10 protein-coding genes are annotated in these 14,203 nt (G+C 33.9%); 5 read left to right on the forward strand and 5 right to left on the reverse strand.

What is annotated here, in order from left to right; all coding sequences use genetic code 11:
* Positions 1 to 34 precede the first annotated feature (34 nt).
* Positions 35 to 1,213: an acetyl-CoA C-acyltransferase gene (locus tag K1X16_RS16675; protein ID WP_225037229.1), complete on the forward strand. Its 1,179-nt coding sequence runs from the start codon at positions 35 to 37 to the stop codon at positions 1,211 to 1,213.
* 9 nt (positions 1,214 to 1,222) lie between these two features.
* On the forward strand, positions 1,223 to 1,972 hold the full coding sequence (locus K1X16_RS16680) for an NlpC/P60 family protein (RefSeq protein ID WP_225037230.1): 750 nt from the start codon (positions 1,223 to 1,225) through the stop codon (positions 1,970 to 1,972).
* Between the two features lie 52 nt (positions 1,973 to 2,024).
* On the opposite strand, the gene K1X16_RS16685 is transcribed toward K1X16_RS16680, so the two are convergent.
* Positions 2,025 to 3,311, reverse strand: coding sequence for a tetratricopeptide repeat protein (locus K1X16_RS16685; protein ID WP_225037231.1), 1,287 nt, complete (start codon positions 3,309 to 3,311; stop codon positions 2,025 to 2,027).
* Positions 3,312 to 3,337: 26 nt separating this feature from the next.
* On the reverse strand, positions 3,338 to 5,875 hold the full coding sequence (gene gyrA, locus K1X16_RS16690) for a DNA gyrase subunit A (protein WP_225037232.1): 2,538 nt from the start codon (positions 5,873 to 5,875) through the stop codon (positions 3,338 to 3,340).
* 262 nt (positions 5,876 to 6,137) lie between these two features.
* Here gyrA and K1X16_RS16695 point away from each other — a divergent pair, with 262 nt between their 5' ends.
* Together K1X16_RS16695 and K1X16_RS16700 are read left to right on the forward strand one after the other, a co-directional pair.
* Positions 6,138 to 8,687 (forward strand): ATP-dependent Clp protease ATP-binding subunit, encoded by a 2,550-nt coding sequence (locus K1X16_RS16695; protein WP_195871318.1) that lies wholly within the window; start codon positions 6,138 to 6,140, stop codon positions 8,685 to 8,687.
* A gap of 79 nt (positions 8,688 to 8,766) precedes the next feature.
* Positions 8,767 to 9,138 (forward strand): hypothetical protein, encoded by a 372-nt coding sequence (locus K1X16_RS16700; RefSeq protein ID WP_195871319.1) that lies wholly within the window; start codon positions 8,767 to 8,769, stop codon positions 9,136 to 9,138.
* 6 nt (positions 9,139 to 9,144) lie between these two features.
* Here K1X16_RS16700 and K1X16_RS16705 read toward each other — a convergent pair whose 3' ends face one another.
* Complete coding sequence (locus K1X16_RS16705; RefSeq protein WP_225037233.1) at positions 9,145 to 9,630, reverse strand: hypothetical protein; 486 nt, start codon at positions 9,628 to 9,630, stop codon at positions 9,145 to 9,147.
* Positions 9,631 to 9,645: 15 nt separating this feature from the next.
* On the reverse strand, positions 9,646 to 11,175 hold the full coding sequence (gene hutH / locus K1X16_RS16710; RefSeq protein WP_225037234.1) for a histidine ammonia-lyase: 1,530 nt from the start codon (positions 11,173 to 11,175) through the stop codon (positions 9,646 to 9,648).
* Between the two features lie 352 nt (positions 11,176 to 11,527).
* On the opposite strand from hutH, the gene K1X16_RS16715 reads away from it, so the two are divergent.
* Positions 11,528 to 12,565, forward strand: coding sequence for a TlpA family protein disulfide reductase (locus tag K1X16_RS16715; RefSeq protein WP_225037235.1), 1,038 nt, complete (start codon positions 11,528 to 11,530; stop codon positions 12,563 to 12,565).
* A gap of 59 nt (positions 12,566 to 12,624) precedes the next feature.
* On the opposite strand, the gene K1X16_RS16720 is transcribed toward K1X16_RS16715, so the two are convergent.
* Positions 12,625 to 14,193 carry an NAD(P)H-hydrate dehydratase gene (locus tag K1X16_RS16720; protein ID WP_225037236.1) on the reverse strand — a complete coding sequence of 523 codons (1,569 nt, stop codon included), beginning with the start codon at positions 14,191 to 14,193 and terminating at the stop codon, positions 12,625 to 12,627.
* Between the last annotated feature and the right edge of the window lie 10 nt (positions 14,194 to 14,203).

Genomic DNA, 14,203 nt, shown 5'->3' on the forward strand with positions numbered 1-14,203 from the left:
AATTTCGCATCAAATAACATCAAACATAATCACAATGAATAAGGACGTCGTTATAGTTTCAGCAGTAAGAACACCAATCGGTAGTTTTTTAGGAGGTTTATCTACAGTGCCAGCACCACGTTTGGGAGCTACAGCAATTAAAGGAGCTTTACATAAAATTAACTTAAAACCTGAATTGGTAGATGAAGTTATTATGGGAAATGTAGTACAAGCTGGTACAGGACAAGCACCTGCAAGACAGGCGGCTATTTATGCAGGATTACCAAATACTATTCCTTGTACAACAATTAATAAAGTGTGTGCCTCTGGAATGAAAGCTGTAATGCAAGCTGCGCAAGCTATTCAACTAGGAGATGCAAACATTGTGGTTGCTGGTGGTATGGAAAACATGAGTTTAATTCCACATTATTACCACGCCAGAAGCGCTACTAAATTTGGACCTGCTACTTTAGAAGATGGTATGCAAAAAGATGGTTTGGTAGATGCTTATGATAATAATGCCATGGGAGTTTGTGCAGATGCCTGTGCTACAGAATACAAATTCTCAAGAGAAGATCAAGATGCTTATGCTATTCAATCTTACGAACGCTCTAAAGCAGCTTGGGAAGCAGGTAAGTTTAAAGAAGAAGTGGTTTCTGTTGAAGTCCCTCAACGTCGCGGCGAACCTGTTATCGTTGATAAAGATGAAGAATTCGCGAATGTGAGAATGGATAAAATTCCGGCATTACGACCTGCATTTTCTAAAGACGGAACAGTAACAGCGGCAAATGCTTCTACGATTAATGATGGTGCTGCTGCATTAGTATTAATGAGTAGAGAAAAAGCTGAAGAATTAGGTTTACAACCCATTGCCATAGTAAAAGGATATGCAGATGCAGCACATGAGCCAGAATGGTTCACAACTGCACCTGCTAAAGCATTACCAAAAGCACTAGCAAAAGCGAATATTGATATAAAAGATGTTGACTTTTTTGAGTTTAACGAAGCTTTTTCTATTGTTGGGTTAGCAAATATGAAAATTTTAGGATTAGAAGATAGTAACGTTAATGTTAATGGTGGAGCTGTATCATTAGGACATCCATTAGGTTGTTCTGGTGCTAGAATTCTAGTAACGTTAATCAACGTTTTACACCAAAATGATGCAAAACTTGGAGCAGCTGCTATTTGTAATGGTGGTGGTGGAGCATCAGCATTTGTAATAGAACGCGCTTAACTAAACCTTATGCAATACGGCATTTGCAATCTTGGAATTGTACCGATACGACTAGAACCTAGCGATACCAGTGAAATGGTAACGCAAGCTTTGTATGGTGATTATTTTAAGGTCTTAGAACAACGCAAAAAATGGAGTCGTATTCGTTTTGCTTTCGATAAGTATGAAGGTTGGATAGATAATAAACAATATCTCGAAATAGATGAATCTAATTATAACGATTTAAATACATCTGATATACATTTATCTAATGATTTAATTGAATTTGTTTCAGATGATTCTAATAACTTATATCCTATTCCGGTTGGATCTGACCTAAATGGCTTATCGCTATTTAAGCATCAATTTGATGGTGTTGCACTAACTTCAAAAAGTCCGAAAGAAAATATTGTAAAATCAGCATTTTTATTTCTGAATTCGCCCTATTTATGGGGAGGAAAAACACCTTTTGGCATTGACTGTTCTGGCTTTACCCAAATGGTTTATAAACTTAATGGATATAAACTATTAAGAGATGCCTCAGACCAAGCAACCCAAGGTGAAGCTTTAAGTTTTATTGAAGAAAGCGAACCAGGTGATTTAGCTTTTTTCGATAATGTAGAAGGTGATATTACACATGTTGGCATTATAATGAAAGATAATTACGTTATTCATGCACATGGAAAGGTAAGAATTGATCGTTTAGACCATAGTGGTATTTATAATATTGAAAAGAACACACATACCCACAAACTAAGGGTCATTAAAAAAATAGTATAAAAAAAAGCGACTTTTTTAAGAGTCGCTTTTTTTTTACACTAAGTAGTTGTTTTTAATTACCATTTGCAGAAGCCTGCATAGATTCAACTTTAGCTTTCATAGCTTTAAATTTATCCATTTCACCTATAGCACTATAAATATTCATTAAAGTTCTAGCAGCATCAATGTTTGTGTTTTTTAATTCCAAAGCTTTCTCTAAATAAGGAATTGCACTATGATAAACTTCAATACGCTTTTCTTTTAATTCATCGTACTTAATGTTATCAGCCTTACTAGTTCCTAAGCCATTCATTTCTTCAACGATTTTAGCTTCACCCTCTAAAATAACCACTGCAATATTAGTATAAGCATCTACATAGTTAGGATTAATAGCAACTGCATTCTCATAATACTTTATTGCTGCTTCAGAGTTTCCTCCTTCTGCTGCTAATACACCTAAGTTATATTGTAATTCTGCATTGTTTGGGTCTTTTTCAGTGGCTTCTTCCATCAACTCTCTAAATTTCTCTCTGTTACCCATTTTAAGATATACATTGGCTTCAGATAGTAATAATCCTATATCATCTGGATTTTCTTTTCTAGCATCTGCCATGGCACCTAAGGCTTTTTCATTATCACCTTGAGACACATAAATTAAAGCAATATTTTTTACAATTTCAGCCGTTTTAGACGGACTTCTTTGATCTCTTGGAGACTTATGTAACTTAGCCTTTACTGATAAATCTCTAGATGTTTTGTCTGCAAAATTTTCTTCTTCACCAGTTTCAACATTTGTAGCGTAATAATTCATTTCTGAACCATTATAACCCATGTTTTTAAGTTGAATATAATAATCTAAAGCTGTTTCATAATCTGGCTCTGTAACTGCTGACGAAGCCGCGTAATATAAATATAAGGTGTCTTTTGGAGACATTCTATATACTTTCTCAAAGCGTTTTGCTGCTGCACTATAATTTTTATTGGTAAAAGCATCATTAGCTTTGGTTAAAAACGAATTAACCATATTTGTCGTCATTTCATTAGCTTCTTGGGTATATTTTAATTTCCCCATTTTAGATTCTAAATCTTTCAAGTTATCTAAACTTGTAATAGCGTCATCTATTTCAGCATTTGTACCTGCACCATTGGCGTATAATGCTTGTGCTTTTAATAAGTAAAACTTAGCTTTAGACTTATCATCCATGCTTCCAATCAACGCTTCAGCTGAAGAAGCCGCTGCTTTAGCATCAGCAAAATTTGAATCTTTAAGTGCTTTTTCAATTTCTCTTATCTCTTTTTTTTGTGCATAAGACAATGAAATAATTGCAAAAACTAGCATTATTGTCAGTAATTTTTTCATCTTGTATTAAATCGTTTTATTGTTAATTATTCGCTTTCTGTGTTATTATTATCAATAGCCGTGCCATCCACATTTAAATCCTCATTGTCACGAACCTCAGCATCTATATCTATTTCCTCTTCTTCATCTTTCATTACTTTAGCTACAGCTGCTATAGAGTCATTTCCTTTTAAGTTAATTAGCTTAACACCTTGTGTTGCTCTTCCCATAACTCGTAAATCGGATACTGCCATTCTAATTGCAATTCCAGATTTATTTATAATCATTAGATCATCTTCATCTGTTACATTCTTAATAGACACTAAGTTACCTGTTTTTTCTGTAATAGAAATAGTTTTTACACCTTTTCCTCCTCTATTAGTAACTCTGTAATCTTCTAAACTAGAACGTTTTCCATAACCGTTTTCCGATACCACAAGAATATTGCTTTCCATATCATCTACGGCAACCATTCCTATAACTTCATCGGTTTTTTCATCTTGAAGTCTTATACCACGTACACCAGATGCATTTCTACCCATTGGTCTTGTCTTGGCTTCTTCGAATCGGATGGCTTTACCAGATTTTAAAGCTAACATCACTTGGCTTTCACCTGTTGTTAGTTTTGCTTCTAATAAAACATCATCATCCTTAATTGTTATGGCATTAATTCCGTTAGAACGCGGTCTAGAATATTGTTCTAAAGCCGTTTTCTTAACCTGACCTTTCTTAGTTGCCATTATGACATAATGACTATTTATGTAATCTTCATCCTTTAAATCTTGTGTACAGATGAAAGCCATTACCTTATCATCTTGCTCAATATTTATTAAATTCTGAATTGCTCTACCTTTTGACGTTTTAGAACCTTCTGGTATTTCATAAACACGCATCCAGAAACATTTACCTTTTTGTGTAAAGAACAACATATATTGGTGGTTTGTTCCTACAAATAAATCTTCTAAGAAATCTTCGTTACGCGTAGTTGATGCTTTTTGTCCCACTCCACCTCTATGCTGTGTTTTATACTCTGATAACGGAGTACGTTTAATATAACCAGCATGAGAAATGGTAATTACAACCTGTGCATCTGGAATCATATCTTCGATACTCAAGTCTCCTCCTGCATACTCAATTAAAGAACGACGATCATCTCCATACTTATCTCTTACAACTTCCAATTCTTCCTTAATAATATCCATACGACGTTCTTTTCTGTCTAAGATATCTTTAAGGTCTATAATTGTTTTCATGATGTCTTCGTACTCTGCACGTAACTTGTCTTGCTCTAAACCTGTAAGCTGACGCAAACGCATCTCTACAATAGCTTTAGCCTGTATTTCTGACAATTTAAAACGTTCAATCAAATTGTTTCGAGCTTCTTCTGCATTTGAAGAGGCACGAATAATTTTAATAACTTCATCAATATTATCTGAAGCTATAATTAAACCTTCTAAAATATGAGCACGTTCTTCTGCCTTTCTTAATTCATACTTCGTACGTCTTACAACAACCTCATGTCTGTGTTCTACAAAATAATGGATTAAATCCTTTAAGTTTAATAACTCTGGACGTCCATTTACTAAGGCAATATTGTTAACACTAAAAGACGTTTGAAGTGCTGTGTACTTATATAATTTATTAAGAACGATATTAGGAATAGCATCTCGCTTTAAAACGTAAACAATTCGCATACCATTTCTATCCGATTCATCACGAATAGATGCAATACCATCCATTTTTTTATCGTTAACCAAGTCTGCAGTCTTTTTAATCATGTCTGCTTTATTAACTTGGTAAGGAATTTCAGTAACAATGATACACTCTCTACCTTGTACTTCTTCAATAATCGTTTTACCACGCATTACGATACGTCCACGACCTGTATGAAAAGCTTCCTTTACACCATCGTAACCATAGATTGTTCCACCTGTAGGGAAATCTGGTGCTTTTATATGCTGCATTAATTCATCCACTTCTATATCGTTATTATCGATATAGGCAATGGTTCCGTTAACGACTTCTGTTAAGTTATGTGGTGGCATATTGGTAGCCATACCAACGGCAATACCAGAGGCTCCATTTACTAAAAGACCTGGAATACGCGTTGGTAAGACCGTTGGTTCTTCAAGCGTATCGTCAAAATTTAATTTATGATCTACAGTTTCTTTATCAATATCGGCTAACATATCTTCAGATATCTTACGCATTCTTGCCTCTGTATAACGCATTGCTGCCGGACTATCACCATCTACAGACCCAAAGTTACCCTGACCATCTACTAACATGTAACGTAAACTCCATTCTTGAGCCATACGTACCATAGCATCATAAACTGAGGTATCTCCATGAGGGTGATACTTACCTAAAACTTCACCAACTATTCTTGCTGATTTTTTATGTGCCGAATTGGCCCTAATTCCTAGTTCATGCATACCATAAAGTACACGTCTATGAACTGGTTTTAAACCATCTCTTACATCTGGTAATGCACGTGACACAATGACCGACATTGAATAATCAATGTAAGCCGATTTCATTTCATCTTCAATGTTAATTGGAATGAGCTTCTCTCCTTCTGACATATATAAATTTAATTAGTTTTTTCGTACGTTTTCGTAACGCGCTAAGATAACCAAAATACTACTGTTTGTAAACAAAATCCATTCAATTTTTGGGAATTTTTATTAACAATATTTGATATCTTTTTAGTTGATAAGTATCTGTTTATTTCCTTTGATTTAAAACACTTTTTTAGTCTCTTCGTTTACAACATATAATTAAGGTATAGTTTTTGCCTTATACTCAATATGTTTTTATTATTTTTAAAGCAGAAAGGAATTTAATATGGATGATAATTTTTCCCCAAGAGTTAAAGATGTTATTGCTTACAGCAAAGAGGAGGCTTTGCGTTTAGGTCATGATTTTATTGGAACTGAGCATTTAATGCTTGGTCTATTAAGAGATGGCAATGGCAAGGCTATAGATATATTAAGCGCATTAGACGTAGATCTCAATCACCTAAGACGTAAGGTAGAGATCTTAAGTCCGGCGAATCCTAATATCGTAACCAAATCGAACGAAAAAAAGAACTTGCACCTAACAAGGCAAGCCGAACGTGCGTTAAAAACAACCTTTTTAGAGGCAAAACTGTTTCAAAGCACTTCCATTAATACGGCACATTTACTATTATGTATTTTAAGAAATGAAAATGACCCTACATCTAAGCTTTTAAATAAGCTTAAAGTAGATTATGATAACGTTAAAGAAGAATTTAAATCTATGATTACTAGCGAAGATGATTATTTAGACACTCCAAAAGCAGAATCGTTTTCTGATGACAATATGAATGATGAAGAAGAGGCTAAGCAAAATCCATTTGGTGGACAAGCTAACAAAGCGAATAAGAAATCAAAAACCCCTGTTTTAGATAATTTTGGAAGAGACTTAACGGCTCTTGCAGAAGAAAACAAACTAGATCCTGTCGTAGGACGAGAAAAGGAAATACAACGTGTTTCTCAAATTTTAAGTCGACGAAAGAAAAACAACCCGTTACTTATAGGAGAACCTGGAGTTGGTAAATCTGCCATTGCCGAAGGTCTCGCCTTACGCATTGTAAAACGAAAAGTATCTCGTACCTTATTTAATAAACGTGTCGTTACTTTAGATTTAGCAAGTTTAGTAGCAGGCACCAAATATAGGGGTCAGTTTGAAGAACGTATGAAAGCCGTAATGAACGAGCTAGAAAAGAATGATGACATCATTCTATTTATTGACGAAATACACACTATCGTTGGTGCTGGTGGAGCTACAGGAAGCTTAGACGCTTCTAACATGTTTAAACCTGCTTTAGCAAGAGGCGAAATACAGTGTATTGGCGCAACGACTTTAGATGAATACAGACAGTATATTGAAAAAGATGGTGCTTTAGAGCGTCGTTTTCAAAAGGTTATTGTTGAACCAACTTCTGTTGAAGAAACGGTTGAAATTCTAAACAATATTAAAGGTAAATACGAAGAACATCACAATGTTAATTATACAGATGAAGCCATTGAAGCGTGTGTAAAATTAACGAACCGTTATATGACCGAACGTTTTTTACCAGACAAAGCTATTGATGCTTTGGATGAAGCTGGTTCTCGTGTTCACATTACAAATATCGATGTACCAAAACAAATTCTTGAATTAGAAAAGGAACTCGAAGAAGTTAAAGAAACCAAGAATAGCGTCGTTAAGAAGCAAAAATATGAAGAAGCTGCAAAATTAAGAGATGACGAAAAGCGTATTGAGAAAGAGCTATCTGCAGCACAAGAAAAATGGGAAGAAGAAACCAAACAACACAGAGAAATTGTAACAGAAGATAATGTTGCCGATGTCGTTTCTATGATGACCGGAATTCCTGTAAATAAAATTGCACAGACAGAAATCAATAAATTGTCTAAATTACCAGAACTAATTAAAGGTAAAGTTATTGGTCAAGATAATGCTGTTGCAAAAGTTGTTAAAGCTATTCAACGAAATAGAGCTGGACTTAAAGATCCAAATAAACCTATTGGGTCATTTATATTTTTAGGACAAACAGGTGTTGGTAAAACTCAATTGGCCAAAGTTTTAGCACGCGAGTTATTTGATAGTGACGATTCTTTAGTGAGAATTGACATGAGTGAATATATGGAGAAATTCGCAATTTCTCGTTTAATTGGCGCACCTCCTGGTTATGTAGGTTACGAAGAAGGCGGGCAATTAACAGAAAAAATAAGACGTAAGCCATATGCTGTTGTCTTATTAGATGAGATAGAAAAAGCACATCCAGATGTCTTTAACATGTTACTTCAAGTATTAGACGATGGGTATTTAACAGATAGTTTAGGTCGTAAAATTGATTTTAGAAATACAATCATTATAATGACGTCTAACATTGGAGCGCGTAAACTAAAAGATTTTGGGTCTGGCGTAGGATTTGGTACAGCAGCAGCTGTAGCTCAAGAGTCTGACCATGCAAAAGCGGTAATTGAAAATGCACTTAAAAAAGCATTCGCACCAGAATTCTTAAATAGAATAGATGATGTTATTGTCTTTAACGCCTTAGAGAAAGACGATATTACTAAGATTATTGATATTGAATTGGCTAAACTTATCGATAGAATTAAAGATTTAGGGTATCATCTTAAACTAACAAGTAAAGCCAAAGGTTATATTGCTGAAAAAGGATTCGACAAACAATATGGCGCAAGACCGCTTAATAGAGCAATTCAAAAGTATGTTGAGGATGCACTTGCCGAAGAAATCATTAATTCTAAAATTCACGAAGGTGATACCATTTCAATGGATTTAGATGAAAAAAATGATGTTTTAAGTATTAAAATTAAGTCTCCCAGTAAAACAACAGAGTCCTAGTTGATCTCAAATTGTTTAAAAAACTCTTTCTAATCGAAAGAGTTTTTTTTATCTTATACGTTTGAAATCAACAATAAACATGAACGAAACCCTAAACTTCGATTTTTGTAATATGACAATTTATGATCATTATGTCATTGTTGTTGTAAATGAAGGCGTTATTGTCTCTACAGAACACAATAATACACTTATTAAAATAACAGAAACCTATTTTCCCAACAAACCCTTTGTTTATATTACACACAGAATCCATTCCTATTCTGTAAATCCTGAAGTTTATTCTAAAACCGCTCAAATTAAGAATTTAATTGGTTTGGTTGTAGTTTCAAAGAATTACCAAGCAAAAATTAATGCCAAAATTGAAAAAATGTTTTTCAAGAAACCTTTTGAGATTTTTTCAGAATTAGACGATGCTAAAGCTTGGGCTGAAGACTTAGTTGCCGAAAAATAAAATATACTAATCGAATGGGTCACTGTAGACATGATTGATAACTCCCTCGGTAATAATTACATCGTCACCTCCAATTATAGCACTTCCAGAGAATGTAGCACTAAAACAAGTGTTTTTATTCACAGTTACGTTACTTAGCAATTCTGATTGAACAAAATCACCTTCAGCTGAACTTGCATTTTGAACACGTAAATAATTGAACTCTTCAACAATATCAGAACCAGTTTTTTTATACGGAAGCTTTAAAGTTATTGCATGTGTATTTTGCTGAGGCGAATAAACTCCGTACGACATATACAAACTTAGCGTATGACCTGAACCGTCAGAATCTAAATCAATTCCTCTTCCAAAAATTTGAAATTCCATAATATCTCCGTTAATTTTCATTGTAGCAGATTCCGTTTGAGGACAAGGAACATTGTCATCATCTTTTGAGCAAGAATTCAGAATACATAGACTAATAAAGACGAGTAATGACTGTTGAATTTTCATTTGTATGGAAACCTCCTATTTCAAGTTATAAGAATTCAAAAATAACTCTTCAATTTCAATATCTACATCTTTTAAAAATTGAATTGAAGCTTCTATTGAATCATGTAATACTTCATCAACCTTAATAAAAGGTACTACTTTTCTGTATTGCTCTAAAAACGATTCTAATAATGGTGATGTTTTTAAAGGTCTTCTAAATTCTATAGCTTGCGACGCATTCATCAACTCAATTGCTATAACACGTTCTACATTTTTAACTAAGGTATACGCTTGTGTGGCTGCATTAGCTCCCATACTTACGTGATCTTCTTGTCCGTTACTAGACACAATACTATCAATACTTGCTGGAGATGCCATTTGTTTATTAGCACTCACAATACTTGCTGCTGTATATTGCGGAATCATAAAACCAGAATTCAACCCTGGATTATCCACTAAGAATGCAGGCAATCCCCTTAAACCAGATACCAATTGAAATACACGACGTTCAGAAATGTTTCCTATTTCGGCCATAGCTATTTTTAAATAATCTAAGGCTAAAGCTAAAGGTTGACCGTGGAAGTTTCCACCCGAAATTATTAAATCTTCTTCATGAAAAATATTAGGATTATCCGTCACTGAATTGATTTCAGTTAAAATTACCTTTTCAACAAAGTCTAAAGTATCCTTTGTTGCTCCATGAACTTGAGGAATACAACGAAACGAATATGGATCTTGAACATGTTCTTTTTCGCGTGAAATGAGCTCACTTCCTTTTAAAAATTCATTAAAACGTCTGGCTACTTTACGCTGACCAGGATGTGGTCTTACGGCATGAACCAAATCATGAAAAGGGTCTAAACGTCCATCAAAAGCATCTAAAGAAATACTAGCAATGATATCTGCTAAATACGATGTTTTATGAGACATTAATAATAAATACACACCATAAGCACTCATAAACTGTGTACCATTTAATAAGGCTAAACCTTCTTTGGCTTCAAGCCTAATCGGTTCCCAATTAAATTCTTCTAAAAGTGTAGCAGCCTCATATTCTTTATTGTTATGCACTACTTTTCCTTTTCCTAACAACGGTAATGCCAAATGAGCTAATGGAGCTAAATCACCTGAAGCCCCTAAAGAACCTTGAGTAAATACAAATGGAAAAATATCATTATTAAAAAACTCGATTAAGCGTTCTACGGTTGCTAGCTGTACTCCACTGTGCCCATAACTCAACGATTGAATTTTTAAAAGCAACATCACTTTTACTATAGATTCTGGAACCCGTTCACCAGTGCCACAGGCGTGAGACATCACCAAGTTTTCTTGCAATTGACTTAAATCTGAGTCTGAAATTTTTACATTATAAAGCGAACCAAACCCTGTATTAATGCCATACATTGGTTTTTTTTCATTCGCCAATTTATTATCTAAATAGGTTTTACATTTCTGTATCTTATGTGTCGATGCTTCTGATAGTTTTAGCTTCTTGTTTTTATAAAAAATATTATAAATTGTTACAATATCTAAAGCATCTGAAGAAATAATATGATAATTATCCATGAAGAGTTTATTAAAGGTCTTCAAAATTGAGAATTATTTTGGATTTTACCATACAATAATTAAAATTTCATTGAATTCTAACACAAAATAGTTTCGGTTTTTTGATAATTTAAAAATATAAGCACAACTCATTTGCAAATTATATAAAAAAACAGCGGTTTACACTTGAATTTTGATTTCTTAGCAATTAACAACTCATAGATAATTTTATCATAATTATAATATACTCCTCGCGCTTTAATTCTTATTTTTGTTTTCAAATTTTGGTAAAAAAGCATATTAAAACTGTAATCATTTTAACTAATGAGCTAACAGTATCCTGCTTATAAACATTGAAAAAATAAACTAACACATGAAACGATTATTATTACTTTGCATTACAGCTACAATTTTTGCTTGCGAAGGAGAACCTAAAAATTATGTAACACTATCTGGACAAATTGCAAATCCTGATGAAAGTAAAACCTTAAAGATTTTTAATAGAGATAATTACGAAAAAATCATTGAATTAAATGATGATGGTACTTTTAGCGATACTCTAAAAGTTGAGGCTGGCGATTTTAACTTTCAACATGGAAAAGAATATGGACAAATCTACTTAGAGAACGACAATGAAACATCTTTAGAAACTGATAATGAAAGTTTTATTGACTCTATGGTTTTTAAAGGAGATGCTTCAGATCTAAATAACTTTTCAGTACAATCGTTTTTAATTTCTAAAACTTACTTTACTGAAGAACTCGTCGGTTCAAGCGATATGAACAAAGTAGAAGAAGCTATTGCAGATTATAAATCGGCTTACGAAGCGTTAAAGGAGAAATATACAGATGTAGATTCTACTCATGTTGCTATGATGGACAGAAATATAAACATGTCTGTGGATCAAATTAAAAAATTCATGGAGGCTAAACAAGCGACTCTTAATGCGTTTCCAAAAGGGACTCCATCTCCAAGCTTTGAGGATTATGAAAATTACGCTGGTGGATCAACATCACTTTCTGACTTAAAAGGTAAGTTTGTATATATTGATTTATGGGCAACTTGGTGTGGTCCTTGTATTAAGGAAATACCTTCGCTTAAAAAAGTTGAAAAGCAATACGAAGACAAAAACATTGAGTTCGTTAGCATTTCAGTTGATGAAGGTCGTGGCTACAAAGGTGATGCTGATGCAGCATATGAAGGCTGGAAAAAAATGGTAGATGAAAAAGAATTAAGTGGTATGCAATTAATAGCAGACAATGGTTTTATGTCACAGTTTATCCAAGACTATAAGGTTAATGGTATTCCAAGATTTATATTAATTGATCCTAATGGAGATATCGTGAGTGCAGATGCTCCAAGACCTTCTAGTTCAAGTTTAATAGATTTATTTAACGAGTTGAATATCTAAATTAAAAACTCAACATTTATAAAAAAGCCTATTTAAGCAATCTTAAATAGGCTTTTTTTTTATTGCTTTTTCTGTTCTGGCTCTTGTTGGTTGTCTTCCTGTTGCTGTTCTGGTTGCTTAAACAAATCGATATAAGCCTCACCGAGAGTTTCAATAATGTGTCTCGCTATTAAACTTTGGTAACCGTAATCTTCTATAGAGATATCGCCTGATTTTCCATGTAAATACACACCAAAAATAGTTGCAGCCAAAGGAGAATAGTTTTGCGCTATTAATCCAGAAATCACGCCTGTTAATACATCTCCACTTCCTGCTGTTGCCATTCCCGGATTTCCTGTGGTGTTGATATATAATTTGTTTTTGTTTACTGTAATAGAGTGTGCTCCTTTAATTAAGACAATAACATTATACTTTTCTGAAAATGCTTTAACCCTTTTAAGCATATCAAAATCATCTGTCCATTGGCCTACTAAGCGCTCTAGCTCTTTTAAGTGTGGTGTTAAAACAGTTTGTTTTGGTAACAGTTTTAAGAGCGATTTGTTTTGTGCTATTATATTTAAGCCGTCGGCATCAATAACTAGTGCTGTTTTATTTTTCTTCAGAAATGCTTCAATGGCATTCACCGTTTCTTCCGAAGTACCAAGGCCTACTCCAACACCAATGACAGTTGGTTCAATTTCAAAATTAATATTTGAAATATGTGTTTCAGAGTCATCTGTAATAACCATTACTTCTGGTATAGCTGTTTGTAAACTGTGATAACCACATTTAGGAGTATATGCAGTAACCAAACCTGCACCAGCACTTAAGGCGGCTCTACTCGCTAAATTAACAGCTCCGATTTTACCATAACTTCCTCCTAAAATCATAACATGACCAAAATCGCCCTTATGCACAAACTTTTTTCTTGGCTGATAAATGGGTAAAACTTCATGCTTAGAAATCAATTCAACTTCGGTTTCGGTTTGCATTAAATAGTCGCGATCTATACCAATATCTAACACTTCCCATTGCGTGGTGTATTTTTCTGTCTTAGGTAAAAAGAATACCAACTTAGGTGACTGAAAACTCAATGTATAACCTGCAAATACAACAGCATCATCATCTTCTACTGCTTTATCTGAATACAAACCTGAAGGCATATCAATAGACAAGGTAAACGCTTTAGATGCTTTAAATTTTTGAAATAAGGCTTTTACCCAATCATTTGGAGGTCTATTCAACCCAATACCAAAAATAGCATCGACAATAATGTCATCGGCTCCAATTTGAATGTCTGCAAATTCTTCCTTGCAGCTCAACATTGTTGGCCATGTTTTAGTCACATTTTTAATACGATCATAATTAACCAAAAAATCTTTAGAACGCTTATCACTACAGTTTACAATATAAGTAGCCACATTGTAACCATGCGTTATTAAATGTCGCGCTAAAACAAGTCCATCACCACCATTATTTCCAATACCACAAAACACATGAATTGGTACTTGTGCACCTTGCATACGCGCATGCATCCAATTAAAAATTTGTGTTCCTGCACGCTCCATTAAGTCTGTAGAGGTAATATTTTGGCGTTCTGCAGTTAGTTTGTCTCCTTCGTAAATTTGTTCTTTAGAAAATAACTTCATGTGTTTATAT

The sequence above is a fragment of the Winogradskyella sp. SM1960 genome, assembly GCF_020179375.1.
In the GTDB taxonomy this organism is placed as follows: domain Bacteria; phylum Bacteroidota; class Bacteroidia; order Flavobacteriales; family Flavobacteriaceae; genus Winogradskyella; species Winogradskyella marina.

Coding starts and splice junctions, on each gene's coding strand:
- K1X16_RS16675 (WP_225037229.1), top strand. CDS start 35: ATGAATAAGGACGTCGTTATAGTTTCAGCAGTAAGAACACCAATCGGT.
- K1X16_RS16680 (WP_225037230.1), top strand. CDS start 1,223: ATGCAATACGGCATTTGCAATCTTGGAATTGTACCGATACGACTAGAA.
- K1X16_RS16685 (WP_225037231.1), bottom strand. CDS start 3,311: ATGAAAAAATTACTGACAATAATGCTAGTTTTTGCAATTATTTCATTG.
- gyrA (WP_225037232.1), bottom strand. CDS start 5,875: ATGTCAGAAGGAGAGAAGCTCATTCCAATTAACATTGAAGATGAAATG.
- K1X16_RS16695 (WP_195871318.1), top strand. CDS start 6,138: ATGGATGATAATTTTTCCCCAAGAGTTAAAGATGTTATTGCTTACAGC.
- K1X16_RS16700 (WP_195871319.1), top strand. CDS start 8,767: ATGAACGAAACCCTAAACTTCGATTTTTGTAATATGACAATTTATGAT.
- K1X16_RS16705 (WP_225037233.1), bottom strand. CDS start 9,630: ATGAAAATTCAACAGTCATTACTCGTCTTTATTAGTCTATGTATTCTG.
- hutH (WP_225037234.1), bottom strand. CDS start 11,175: ATGGATAATTATCATATTATTTCTTCAGATGCTTTAGATATTGTAACA.
- K1X16_RS16715 (WP_225037235.1), top strand. CDS start 11,528: ATGAAACGATTATTATTACTTTGCATTACAGCTACAATTTTTGCTTGC.
- K1X16_RS16720 (WP_225037236.1), bottom strand. CDS start 14,193: ATGAAGTTATTTTCTAAAGAACAAATTTACGAAGGAGACAAACTAACT.